Consider the following 12,649-nt stretch of genomic DNA (forward strand, 5'->3'; position numbering starts at 1 on the left):
TGCCTGTAATCAATTAACTTTTTATTAACCGATAATTGGTTGTTTGTTTACAGATGTAAATAACCTGGGTTGTTTACACGAAGATGACCTCTAAGTTTGATTGCCTCTGACGGTTGCTTTCTTTTTTTTCTTAATGAACACACCTTAAATAACCCGTTTTTATAGATTGTGTGGATCTGGCCGGCTTGCCATTTTGAATTTATAATGGTGCTGAAAACAAAAAAGGTCCTTCCGTAGAAACGGACTGACCTCTAACGATTGCTTGCCATATGAAAAAACTTAAAAAACTCTTTTTGTTGCTGCCTGCAGCTTTTGTCTCACTTTTCCTATCCCCTCATTTGTTACACAAAGATAATACTTTCCGGAAGGGCACTCCAAACCAATTATTGAGGAAATACGGTATGTCTAAGCTGTTATAAAAACATTAAAATGCCCGTCGTTACTGGATTACAGCTTAATTTCGCGGAGATGTCCAAGGGTATTTTGGGCGTTTTTATGTTTTTGAAAGGTTTGCATTTAACTTTGTAGCTATGCCGAATAAGCCGGGAGATATCCTGTTTCAGTTAATAAAATCGTTGGAAAAGTCGGAAAAGCGACACTTTAAGCTTTATATTACCCGGAGTTCCGGTAATGAAGATCTGAAAGTGATCAAATTGTTTGATGCAATGGACAAATTGCAGCAATATGATGAAAAGCTGGTGCTGAAAAAACTGAAGGAGGTAACAAAACCGCAGCTCTCTAACCTTAAATCCCATCTTTATAAGGAGATACTGGCCGGGCTCCGCTTGCTAAAAAGCAGTGAAAGCCTTGATCTTCAATTAAATGAATTGTTCGACTCGGCACATATCCTGTATAAGAAGGGCTTGTTTTATCAAAGCCTGCGGGTGATCGATAAAGCCAAAGAAATGGCCAAGCTGAACCAGAAGTTCTTTTTTCTGCCGCAATTACTATCGCTTGAAAAGCGGATCGAGGCCCTGAACGTGACGGACAGTTTTGTGAGCCGGATGGACGAATTGGCAGAAGAATCCAACGAGGTCAATACCAAACTGAACATGATCACCCGGTTGTCGAATCTTTCATTGCAGGTATATGGCTTTTATATTGCCAACGGGCATGCCCGCAATGAGGCGGAAGAAGATAAGGTGAAAAAATTCTTTAAACAGAACCTGCCTTCGGGATCGGCCCAGCAGGAGGGATTTTACGAGCGGCTTTATTATTACCAGGCCTATACCTGGTACGCGTTTATCCGGCAGGATTTTCTGTTATACTACCGCTATGTTCAAAAATGGGTGGACCTGTTTTATGAAAAACCCAATATGCAGCGCACGGAAACGGGGCACTTTATTAAAGGATACCACAACCTGCTGAATGCGCATTTTGACCTGAGGAATTACGAAAAATTCAGCATCGACCTGCAGCAGTTCGAGGAGTTCAGCCATTCAAAACGGGTGCAGAGCAATGAGAATTTCCGGGTACAGTCGTTTGTATACATTGCCAGCGCCAAGATCAATTATTTTACCATTACCGGGCAAACCAATGCAGGGCTTAAAGAGGTTCCTTTTATCGAGGACAAACTGGCGGAGTATGCATTGTTCCTTGACCGGCACCGGGTGATGGTGATCACCTATAAGATAGCCATGCTGTACTTCCTTTCGGGAGATTACAGCACCTGCATCGATTATCTTCAGAAGATCATTAATGACTCTTCGGGCTTAAGAACGGACCTGCAATGTTATGCGAGGCTGGTACACCTGCTGGCGCACTATGAAATGGGCAACCTGGAGCTGATGGATTCACTGACCCGATCGGTTTTCCGGTATATGTCCAAGATGAAGAACCTTACCGTGATAGAGCAGGAGATCTTCCGCTTTTTCAGGGGATCGTTCCGGTTTACCAGCCGGGAGCTGATACCGGAGTTTGAGCGCTTCCTGGATAAAGTAAAACACCTGGAGAAGAACCGGTTTGAGACCCGCTCTTTTGCCTACCTCGATATTATTTCCTGGCTGGAAAGCAAGGTGGAGCGCAAGCCTATGCGGACCATCATTGAAGAGAAGTTCCAGCAGAGCAAACGGAGCAAACATGTAGTGCCGGTGCTGGCAGATAAGTAGCTTTCAGTCTTCAGTTTTGATCATCGGAAAGAACATAATCATCATCAATAGAACATTTAGGCACGCACAACGATCTAACGTTGAACCTGAAACTTTAAATAAACATAGGAGCTATCAGCCCCCTTTAAATAATATGAAACCACATTCAACAATGTTCAACCACGTTAAACCCAAAACCCTCCTGTGATCTTTGAGGGGTAAAACACGGCACTAACGTGAAACTTTGAACATTGAACTTTAAACCAGGCCCCCGTCGATGATCCGTGAGCAGTGAAACACGGTTCTAACCTGGAGCAAACACATCGCTCATGAGGCCAGCGGGATCACTTTCCGTTCGCGGCTGCTTTGCAGGGCAGCATCGATCACCTTCATCGTAAGGATGGCATCGGCAGCCGGTACCGGGTTGGGCCGGCTATTACGGAGCGCATTGTAAACATCTTCGTAATAGTCCATATAATTACCCATTTCTGAGCGGGTCTGTTTTCTTACATCCGCACCATTAATAGTTGTATGCAATACGCCATCGAACCCTTCCGGCGTGGGGATCCAGGTTTCAACCGATGGCACGGCGCCTTCCTGTAACCGGGTTTCCTGGAGGTCGGACCGTTGCTGCAGGAAAGTGCCATTCTCGCCCTGTAGTATGAAGGGGTAGGGCGATTCTTTGGCAAAAACAGTGCCCTTGATCCGCACGCGGAACGGGCGGGGATAATACAGCAGTACTTCAAAATAATCGTTGGCTTCCATATTTTTCCGCATGGTAAACACGTCGGCAAAAACAGCCTCCGGGAACCCGAATAGCTGGATGGCCTGATCAATCAGGTGCGCGCCCAGGTCGTGCAGGTTGCCGGCCCCGGGTTTGTTGCCTTCTTTATGGTCCTTACCGCTATGACCGGTCCTGTAACGGTCGTACCGCAGTTCTACTTCTTTTAACTCACCCAGCATATTTTCCGCTACCACGTCCTTTATAGCACGGAAGTCGCCATCGTACCTGCGGTTCTGGTAAACGCTCAGGAAAAGGCCCTTTTCTTTAGCCAGCCGGTCCACTTCTTCCGCCTCAGCGGCATTAATCATGAACGGCTTTTCCACTACGATATGTTTACCGGCTTCCAATGCTTTAACCGCATATTCAAAATGGGTTTGAACGGGTGTGTTTACGATCACCAGCTCAATTTCCGGATCCGCGATCAGTTCTTCAAAAGAACGATATAGTTTGGAATCGGGATAACGTTCCCGGGAATCTTCTTTATGCCGTTCAACGATGGCTCTGAGCTCGTAGTTCGGATGGGCATTGATAAATGGTGCATGAAAGATCTTTCCGCTCATGCCAAAAGATGCAATACCGGTAATAATTGGATGACTCATTGTTTATTTGATTTTGTTGCTATACTATTTTTTTTGTATGTACGCCTGTTTCAGCTGGTTATTTACCCAATAAGATACAAGCATTTTGCCATCGGTGCAGGGCATTGCCGATTCAAATGAAGGCTCAATGACCCAATGGTCCTGCCTGTTTATATAACCGTACAGCGTTGCCCTTTTATTGTTTTTTATGGTGTCAACTGCTGCGGCTGCCAGGCCTTCAGAAAAATCGCCCGCATCTTTAAACCGGAACCCGATCACCACCACTCCCTTTTTATTAATGAACCCTGTTTTTTGCCCCTCGTTCACCACGTAGGCCAGTCCATCATGAAAATCGCCCACATATTCATAAATCGCCGGCACTATTTCTTTACCCTCCAGGTTGATGAATCCCCATTTATTACTTTTGGCCGTTTGAAAAGCGCAGGCACCCTCGTGTACGTCGCTGAGCACCTCATACCGCTCCGGTACTACAAATTTCCCGGTTTTATCGATAATACCAACTCCTCCGTCTTTTTCCCGGCCGGCAATGGCATAACCTTCATTAAATCCGGCAATGCGGTTGAATTGGAGAGGAATGATCACTTCGCCCTTTTTGTTAATAACCCCAAATTGCAGATCATCTGAAAGAGTATTACCTGTATTATATACCACCGCAACATCGTTTTTGAAGGGGGTAAGAATATCATATTTATTAGTAAACGATAATACTTCTTTTCCATGAATATCTATATACCCCCAAAAACCATTCCGCCGTATCACCGCCAGCGAATCGGAAAAGGGCCGGGCATAGGTATACATCGTATCAATCACCAGTAGCCCCTCCGGATTGATGTATCCGTATTTTCCCCCGGGCGTATAAATCAGCGCTCTTCCGTTTTCAAAAAAACCGGGATGTTCAGATGCGCGCTTAAACAGAAAGGGGAGCCGCATGCCTTTATCGGTAAGGTACTGGTAGTGGTCACCGATAACCACAAGTGCTCTTTGTTCATGAAACGGATAGGCCGTCTCCAATGTGGGTTCACCAAAAAGCGCCGTATACTGCCCGCTGTTTTGCGCCAAAAGCCCGCAAGGAAAAAAGAACCCAAGCAACAGTGTACAACGAAGTTTTGATAACATAATTTGTTATATATAAGCCGGGCCTGCAATAAACCCGTTATAAATGCGCATCCGGAGCCAGGGTTACCGCTGCTGTGCCCGGAACCAGCGGTCGGGGATTTCATCCTGAGAAGCCAGCAGGTAATCCTTATAGCTGCAGGGTACAAGCTCATTGCCCGGCAGCTGCATCCACCAGCGCCCTGTTTTTTTGCTTTGGTAAAAAGTAGTGGTTATTTCCGAAAAGATCATCTGGTATTCGTTGAAGGAATCTTTGTCGGTAAGCGCCGCCTCTCTTTTGCGGCGATGAATGCCATCCAGGGCATACCACAGCATATGGCCAATTTGTTTGGCCGTTAATTCATCACGATCTTTCTTTACATCATACCCGTAAATGCCGATGGTATTCACTGCTGTGCTCATACCCGCGTATTGCATCAGGATGCAGGCTTCCTCCCCGTTAAAGCCATTGGGCGTAAGCTGGTTGGCGGGGGCATAGGCATGGGCAATCGCATTGATATCAAAGGAGAACAACTGGCTGCTACGGATCGCAGGCTCAATCTGTTCCATATCTTCTTTTACATGTCCTACCCGGTAAAAATCGAACTTCAGTTTGTCCAGCGTTTGGAGCATTCCCGGGTGTACCAGGTAGCTTTGAAAGCCGATGTGATTGTAATGCCGGATATAGTTGGGCTCCCCGGTAAGCATTTCCATCAGGAAATGGTCGTTGGCAAAGGGCGATTCCATGTCGAGGTCGATCACTGCGTCCACAATGGATGCCTCTATAACGGTTTTTTGTGCGGCATAAGCACCATATTGAGCCATGGTAAGATCATGTGAGCCGCCCAGGATAATCACCGTTTTCCCCTCTTCAATGAGTGCGGCGGTCACCGTTCTCAGGGCAGCTACCGTGTCAGTATAGGAAGCACCCTGCCGGATGTCCCCGATATCGGCGATCCGGATGCCTTCATGCCAGAAGAACAGGGAATAAAAATGACGGCGGATGCTGTCCGGTGCGGTGCTGGGGGCGCCCAGGATGCCGTTGCCCCGCTGCTCTCCACAACCAACCAGCACTACATCGGTAAGCTCCAGGTCCGGGAAAAACTCTTCATGAAGATCGATACTACTGCCGATTTGATTGGGTTTATAACTTTCGTCACCCGCTATTTCCCGGAGGTTAACGGGTGATAAGAACGCTTCGATACTCATGTGGTCTGACATGTTTGCAAGATAGTATAAACAGGGAAAGATTTGAAGAACCGCTTATAAAGTTTTTGGAGGATTTGCGGAAGAAGCCGCGGGGAGTTGACCTGCTTTAAAAAAGGAACGCTTATTTTTGGGGCCAAAATCAATCACTATGAGGAAATTTTTATGGATGGCCCTGCTTTTAAGTGCAGGTTATGGTGTACATGCGCAGGATGAAACGGTGAAGAAGTTACAGGCAGACTCGGATCGTAATATTGCAAAGGATGCCAATGATACCACGAAGATGACCTGGAAAACCGGTGGCGTCTTTAACCTGAATATTGCGCAGGGATCGCTGAGCAACTGGTCGGCCGGTGGTGATAAGTTTTCTCTGGCGCTAAACTCGCTCCTGAGCACTTATGCTTTTTATCAGAACGGAAGAAATCACTGGGACAATACACTGGACCTGAACCTGGGGTATATGAATACCACATCGCTCGGCACCAGGAAGAACGATGACCGGATCGACCTGGTATCGAAATACGCCTATGATGTAGGTAAAAAATGGGATGTAGGTGCTTTATTTAATTTCCGTTCGCAGATCCTGAAGGGGTACGACTATAATACGGATACGTCAAAAATACTTACCTCCCAGTTTCTTTCACCCGCCTATTTGCTGCTAAGCCCGGGGGTTACCTATAAGCCATCAAAAACCTTCTCCATCTTTGTTTCGCCGGTAACCGCCCGCTGGACGGTTGTTATGAATGATTCGCTTTCTGCCCGGGGCGCATACGGGGTAGATACCGGAAGGCATGTAAAAACGGAGTTTGGCGCCTTTGCCACCGTAAATTTTTTCAAAGAGTTCAACAAGTCCATCTCGTTTAAGAGCCGGGCAGACTTTTACTCCAACTACCTGCATAACCCGCAGAATATTGACGTATACTGGACCAACCTGCTGAGCATGAAGCTGGGTAAGCTCTTTGCGATCAATTATGCCGTGGATCTTATTTATGACGATGACGTCCGCCTTTTTGGTCCTGAAGGAAAGTCGGCGCGGCCACAGATACGATCGATGCTGGGAATCGGACTTTCATATCGCTTTAGCAACAGATAATGGCACAAAAGAAACTGGTACGTTTTGCAGAATTGAATACATTTAATAATGTGTTACAGTTTCCCCAGGATGTAAAGGGGAAATGGAGGGATTATTTTAAAAATGAACAGCCCATTACCCTGGAGCTGGCCTGCGGAAAAGGGGAGTATGCCCTGGGATTGGGCCGCTTATACCCGGAGCATAACTTTATTGGGGTCGATATCAAGGGCAACCGGTTATGGGCCGGTGCAAAAAAGGCGCTCCATGAAAAGCTGGATCATGTGGCTTTTTTAAGGGCCCAGATCGAACAGTTGCATCAGTACTTTGCACCGGGCGAGGTCAGCGGGATCTGGATCACCTTCCCTGATCCGCAGCTGCGGTTTTCAAAGGCAAAAAAGCGGCTGACGCATCCCCGGTTTTTAAGGATCTACCAGCAGGTGTTAAAGCCGGGAGGGATTATTCATCTGAAAACAGACAGTCCTAACCTGCACCGGTTCACCAAAGAAGTACTGGAAATGTATCAATGCCCGGTCTTAAAAGATACGGATGATCTTTATAAGGAAGCAACCCTTCCGGAAGAACTGAAAATAAAAACCTATTACGAGAGCCTGGACATTGCCGAAAGCAACAGGATCCACTATGTGTCCTTCCAGTTGCCGTCCGTGCTTGCCGGTGAAGCAAAGGACCTGGAGTTAAAAGAGGCGATCCGGTATGAGCTTGATTGAGGGGGAAGACTATTATGTAAATGAAGAGGGTAAAATGGTACTCACAGAAAAGTACCATTTACAGCGGGGATATTGTTGCAGCAACGGCTGCCGGCATTGTCCCTATGCATATGAAAATGTTCCTGAACCTAAAAGAACGCAATTACTCAATGAGCGTAAAAAGCAACAGCAATCCGGAAAAACTTAAAGCCCTGCGGCCTTCGGGCAAAACGGACGACAGCATCTTTGATCTCATCTACGATATAGCCCGGCAGATCCCCAGGGGGAGGGTGACTTCCTATGGAGCCATTGCAAAGGCAATCGGTTCCGGTAAATCGGCAAGGCTGGTAGGCTGGGCCATGAGTGGAGCCGGCAGGGTAAAACCCAAAGTGCCGGCGCATCGGGTGGTGAACAGCGCCGGGCTGCTTTCCGGGAAACATGCCTTCAAAACACCAACCTACATGCAGGAGCTGCTGGAAAAAGAAGGTATCAAAATAAAGAACGATAAGGTGGTGGATTTTAAGACCCGGTTCTGGGACCCGGTGTTGGAACTGGGTTAAAAAGTATCTCGTTTTTTGAGTAAAGGTAAAAGAGGGCCCTTTTCGAGTGTCGAATAGGTCCGGCTCTCAATGCGAAAGTATAAGCCAACAAGAGGTCAGCTGAAAAACTTTATGTTAGAGCTCTGTGTCGGAGTCTTTCCCACACCAAATTTCTACCTTTGACTATGTTGGAAAAGAAACTCTATATTGTAGCCGGGCACCAATGGTGCGGGTAAAACGACCGCATCTTATACAATTTTGCCGGAAATCCTGAATTGTAAAGAGTTTGTAAACGCCGATGAAATAGCAAAAGGGCTTTCTCCATTTCAACCGGATACGGTTTCTTTAGAAGCGGGAAGCATTATGCTTTACAGGATAAACGAGTTGTTGAGTGAACAGAAAAGGTTTACGAAAGACTGATCGAATTTAAAAAAGAAAAAAAACAGACCTGGTGATCATGCGCGGGAATAAGGTAATAAAGATAAAGCCGGAATAGTCCGATTTTTTGATAAATGCCGGCAAAGAAACGATACCTGCCAAATTTGTATATTTGTGTAAACACTTTTATGGGAGTAATATATGCAGATATCGAATTGATAAATGCCGGAGATCTTGAAATGGCGCGCCGGCATATTATTGGAGAAGATGAAGTAAAACGTATGCCGGTTAGCATGCTGGTTGACACAGGAAGCGAATATATGTGCATTAATGATACGGTTCGGGAACAACTGGATTTGCCTTTCCGCGAAAAGAGAAAAGGACAGTTGGCAAATGGGGATGTGGTGGAATATGATGTGGTGGGGCCCATTGAAATACGATTTAAAAACAGGATGTGTGTTACTACAGCCATGGTTATTCCCGGGGAGAATGAAATGTTATTGGGGGCCATTCCTATGGAAGATATGGATGTGCTTATTCATCCTCAACGCCGTGAATTGGTAGTAAACCCGGAGCATCCTTATTATGCTCAACTAAAACTAAAAGGAATCCGCCGCTAATCAGCTTATAAGTCCAACTAAAACGATTTCGATATCTTCCGGATCCGGGAAAGCTAAAATACATAAATTCGCTTTATCCTAAAATTGAGGATAAAAAGGACAGCTGTCGTTCAACAACGATCACTGCTGCTTATTTTTAAGATTGTTTGACAAAATAACTTTTCAGGAATGGCTACAACAAGAAGGGCTTTTATACAAAACACAGCCTTGGCTACCACCGGCGTGGCATTGTCCGGTATGTTCACAAAAGTAAGTGCATCCAGCTACAACCGCATAATGGGTGCTAATGGTAAAGTGAACCTGGCGCATATCGGCATCGGTAACCGTGGCGCAGAGATCATTGGTGATTTTGCAAAAACCAACCTCGCAAATGTGGTGGCACTGTGCGATGTGGATATGGGGGCCAAACACACGCAGGGCACCATGGCTAAATTTCCCAATGCAACCCGGTTCCAGGATTTCCGGAAGATGTATGATAAAATGGCAAAAGACATCGATGCCGTAACCATTGCGGTACCGGATTTTGCGCATTTTCCCATTACCGTACATTCAATGGCACTGGGCAAACATGTGTATGTGGAAAAACCCATGGCGCGTACTTTCCATGAAGTGGAGCTAATGATGAAGGCTGCAAAAAAGTACCCGAATGTGGCTACCCAAATGGGAAACCAGGGCCATTCCGAGGCAAATTATTTCCAGTTTAAAGCCTGGGTAGAAGCCGGCATCATTAAAGATGTAACAGCGATAACCGCTCACATGAACAGCCCCCGGCGCTGGCATGGGTGGGACACCAATATAAAAAAGTTCCCCGCAGCTGAGCCGGTTCCGGAAACCCTGGACTGGGATACCTGGCTGTCGGCACAGATGTACCACGATTTTAACAAGGATTTCCACTACGGACAGTGGCGCTGCTGGTACGACTTTGGTATGGGCGCCCTGGGCGATTGGGGTGCACACATACTGGATACGGCGCACCAGTTCCTGGATCTTGGCCTGCCGGAAGAAGTGACGCCGCTGAAACTGGAAGGGCATAATGACTATTTCTATCCGATGTCCAGCACGATTGAGTTTAAGTTCCCCAAACGGAAAAAAATGCCGCCGGTGGTGATCACCTGGTACGACGGTATCAATAACCAGCCCAAGCTTCCCGAAGGATTTGGAGCATCTGAGCTGGACTCCAGCATTCCTACCGTAAATGGTCAAAAGGCCCAGGCAGTAAAGCTGAACCCGGGTAAAGAGATCTACAGCAAAACGCTTACGTTTAAAGGAGGCTCTCACGCCAGCACCCTCAGCATTATTCCTGCGGAAAAAGCAAAGGAAATGGAGCATAAACTGCCGGAAGTGCCCAAGAGCCCCTCCAATCACTTTGCCAACTTTTTGCTGGCCTGCCAGGGCAAGGAAAAAACCCGTTCACCTTTTGAAATTGCAGGCCCGCTGAGCCAGGTGTTTTGCCTGGGGGTTATGGCCCAGCGGTTAAACCAGCCGATCAAATTTGACCGGGCTACCAAAAGGATCACCAACAATGCATTTGCAGATGCCTTTTTAACAGGGGCTCCTCCACGCAAAGGATGGGAAGACTATTATAAAATATAGATACAGATCACGGCTGAAATAACATTCCAACAAAGAGGGGGTTGTCTGAAAAAGGCGCCCCTTCTTTATTGGGGGGCATTTAATAAAAACAATTTGTACTTTTAAAAGTGCAAAGATCTCCGGCTATAAAAGGGAACCCGTTATGGGTACTGATATTAACCGTCTGCAGCCTTCCGGCTGCCGCACAGGTAAAGAGTACAACAGATACCTTAAAAAGAAACAAGGTACCAGTGCTTTTAAAAGCAGGAGCCAGCCCCTTTAGCATAAAACCTGTGGCCCTTAACACCGTTTACTACAATCATCTGGGCTTTATGTGCCGGCAGGAGCTGAAACTGGAAAAAGCTACCAAAACATCGTTTCGCTTCCGGCTGGGCAGTGTGGAATATACAGACCGGATGGAGGGAAAAGGGAAGCCGGTTACCCTGCGTTAAGAGGGATGCAACCCCTGTTAACAAATGCGTATTTACTCAAAACGATAACCGGATGCCTGTGCTGCCGCCTGCTTCAGCATATCTAACACAATGGTGGCTTCTGCAGGAGTAAAATTCCCAAAGCCCAGGCGCATCGCGCTTAGTTCCCGTGTTTGATACAGCAGGAACTGCGGAAGCTGCAAACCCTGTGTGGCACAGGCTTTACTGATCCTTAATAAATTCTGACCCTGCTCCCATTTTGTCCACACCGCCAGCCCCCCGGGCGGAATGGAAAAAGAAACGCTGTTGCCCAGCTGCATGGCCAGGGTTTCGCAAAAATGATTGCGCCGTTCATAGTAGATCTTCTGCACTTTTTTTAAATGGCGGTGAATTTCACCTTCGGCGATCAGTTCGCCCAATACCTGCTCCATAATGGTATCGCCCTGGCGGTCTATAATGGCCTGTACTTTCTGCATTGCTGCGATCAGGTTGTCCGGTGCAATGAGGAAGCCGGCGCGAAAACCAGGGGCAAGCGTTTTACCAAAGGAACCCAGGTATACCACCATTCCGTCGGTATCGGCACTGGCCAGGGGAAGAATGGGGCTGCTTTGATAATGAAAGTCATACTCGTAATCGTCTTCCAGTATAATAAAGCCATAGGCTACAGAGAGCTTTAGCAATGCGATACGTCGCTGTGCGCTAAGCGTAGCCGTTGTTGGGTAATGATGGTGGGGGGTAATGTATAGCAGCCGCACCCGGTGTTTTTTGCAGACCCGCTCCACCGCTTCTACATCGATACCTTCTTCGTCCACGAGCACGGTCTTTAACTGCGCGCCGGATTGCTGAAAGGTCATGTTGGCCGCATAATAACCCGGTGAGCCTACCAATATGATGTCGCCGGCATCAATTAACGTGCGGGCTGCCAGGTACATGCCCATTTCCATACCGCGGGTCACCAGGATGTTCTGAGGAGCAATATGCAGCCCGCGGGTACTGTTCAGAAAATTGGAAAGCTGCCTCTTAAAAAAAGAGTCGCCGGGGGCGGTGCTGTAACCGAGGTGCTTCCGGTTTACTTTACGGCGTAAGGCGGCCGTATAATAGCGGGCCAGCTGGTCTGTGGGAGACAACCGGTAGTCCGGCTGGCCATCTGTGAGCATAAGCGGGAGCCCGGGTGTTTCATCCGGCACATCAAGGATATTACTGTTCCTGAAAGGAAAACCGGTTTTGGCGGGATACCCGGTTAACCCAAGTACGTCCAGTTTTTTTTTGCCCGCGGTTTTACGCAACGCGGGTTTTACAAAACTGCCTTTATTGGGAAGGGAGGTGATCCAGCCCTGCGCATCCAGTTCCTCATAGGCGGCCACCACCGTTTTACGGTGCACCTGTAATAAAAGGCTCATGGCACGGGTACCGGGCAGCTGCTGACCGCCCGAAAGAAATCCCCGCTGGATGGCATTGATCACCTGATGCGCGATCTGCAGGTAAACCGCTGTGGTACTTTGCCGGTCGACGGGCAAAATGGTTTTATATGGTAACTGAACCGGACTACTCATTATATAAAAACC

General features: G+C 47.3%; 12 protein-coding genes. 8 read left to right on the forward strand and 4 right to left on the reverse strand.

The window, feature by feature from the left end; all coding sequences use genetic code 11:
• The first annotated feature begins 530 nt into the window (after positions 1 to 530).
• A complete protein-coding gene (locus BLS44_RS08405; RefSeq protein ID WP_090389635.1) occupies positions 531 to 2,108 on the forward strand; it encodes a hypothetical protein in 1,578 nt (525 codons plus the stop codon).
• 306 nt (positions 2,109 to 2,414) lie between these two features.
• Here the strand turns inward: BLS44_RS08405 and BLS44_RS08410 are convergent, their stop codons facing one another.
• From BLS44_RS08410 to BLS44_RS08420, 3 genes are all read right to left on the reverse strand, one after another.
• A complete protein-coding gene (locus tag BLS44_RS08410) occupies positions 2,415 to 3,470 on the reverse strand; it encodes a Gfo/Idh/MocA family oxidoreductase (protein WP_090389636.1) in 1,056 nt (351 codons plus the stop codon).
• Between the two features lie 24 nt (positions 3,471 to 3,494).
• Positions 3,495 to 4,586 carry a WG repeat-containing protein gene (locus BLS44_RS08415; RefSeq protein WP_090389637.1) on the reverse strand — a complete coding sequence of 364 codons (1,092 nt, stop codon included), beginning with the start codon at positions 4,584 to 4,586 and terminating at the stop codon, positions 3,495 to 3,497.
• Between the two features lie 63 nt (positions 4,587 to 4,649).
• Positions 4,650 to 5,771 carry an arginase family protein gene (locus BLS44_RS08420; protein ID WP_245729149.1) on the reverse strand — a complete coding sequence of 374 codons (1,122 nt, stop codon included), beginning with the start codon at positions 5,769 to 5,771 and terminating at the stop codon, positions 4,650 to 4,652.
• Between the two features lie 148 nt (positions 5,772 to 5,919).
• Between BLS44_RS08420 and BLS44_RS08425 the strand changes: the two genes are divergently transcribed.
• The 7 genes from BLS44_RS08425 (at position 5,920) to BLS44_RS08460 (ending at position 11,105) form a co-directional block, all read left to right on the forward strand.
• Complete coding sequence (locus tag BLS44_RS08425; RefSeq protein WP_090389639.1) at positions 5,920 to 6,861, forward strand: DUF3078 domain-containing protein; 942 nt, start codon at positions 5,920 to 5,922, stop codon at positions 6,859 to 6,861.
• Positions 6,861 to 7,565, forward strand: a complete 705-nt coding sequence (gene trmB / locus BLS44_RS08430; protein ID WP_090389640.1) for a tRNA (guanosine(46)-N7)-methyltransferase TrmB — start codon at positions 6,861 to 6,863, stop codon at positions 7,563 to 7,565. The genes BLS44_RS08425 and trmB overlap by 1 nt, the downstream gene beginning before the upstream one ends.
• Positions 7,566 to 7,599: 34 nt before the next feature.
• Positions 7,600 to 7,752 (forward strand): DUF5522 domain-containing protein, encoded by a 153-nt coding sequence (locus BLS44_RS08435; protein WP_245729176.1) that lies wholly within the window; start codon positions 7,600 to 7,602, stop codon positions 7,750 to 7,752.
• On the forward strand, positions 7,715 to 8,104 hold the full coding sequence (locus BLS44_RS08440; RefSeq protein ID WP_090389642.1) for an MGMT family protein: 390 nt from the start codon (positions 7,715 to 7,717) through the stop codon (positions 8,102 to 8,104). The genes BLS44_RS08435 and BLS44_RS08440 overlap by 38 nt, the downstream gene beginning before the upstream one ends.
• A gap of 491 nt (positions 8,105 to 8,595) precedes the next feature.
• Entirely contained in the window at positions 8,596 to 9,081 is a 486-nt protein-coding gene (locus BLS44_RS08450; protein WP_090389643.1) for an aspartyl protease family protein, read from the forward strand.
• A gap of 168 nt (positions 9,082 to 9,249) precedes the next feature.
• Entirely contained in the window at positions 9,250 to 10,674 is a 1,425-nt protein-coding gene (locus BLS44_RS08455) for a Gfo/Idh/MocA family oxidoreductase (RefSeq protein ID WP_090389644.1), read from the forward strand.
• A 107-nt stretch (positions 10,675 to 10,781) separates the two neighbouring features.
• Positions 10,782 to 11,105, forward strand: a complete 324-nt coding sequence (locus tag BLS44_RS08460; RefSeq protein WP_090389645.1) for a hypothetical protein — start codon at positions 10,782 to 10,784, stop codon at positions 11,103 to 11,105.
• 32 nt (positions 11,106 to 11,137) lie between these two features.
• Here the strand turns inward: BLS44_RS08460 and BLS44_RS08465 are convergent, their stop codons facing one another.
• Positions 11,138 to 12,637, reverse strand: coding sequence for an aminotransferase-like domain-containing protein (locus BLS44_RS08465; protein WP_090389646.1), 1,500 nt, complete (start codon positions 12,635 to 12,637; stop codon positions 11,138 to 11,140).
• Positions 12,638 to 12,649: the final 12 nt, after the last annotated feature.

Source organism: Niabella drilacis, assembly GCF_900101395.1.
GTDB lineage: Bacteria > Bacteroidota > Bacteroidia > Chitinophagales > Chitinophagaceae > Niabella > Niabella drilacis.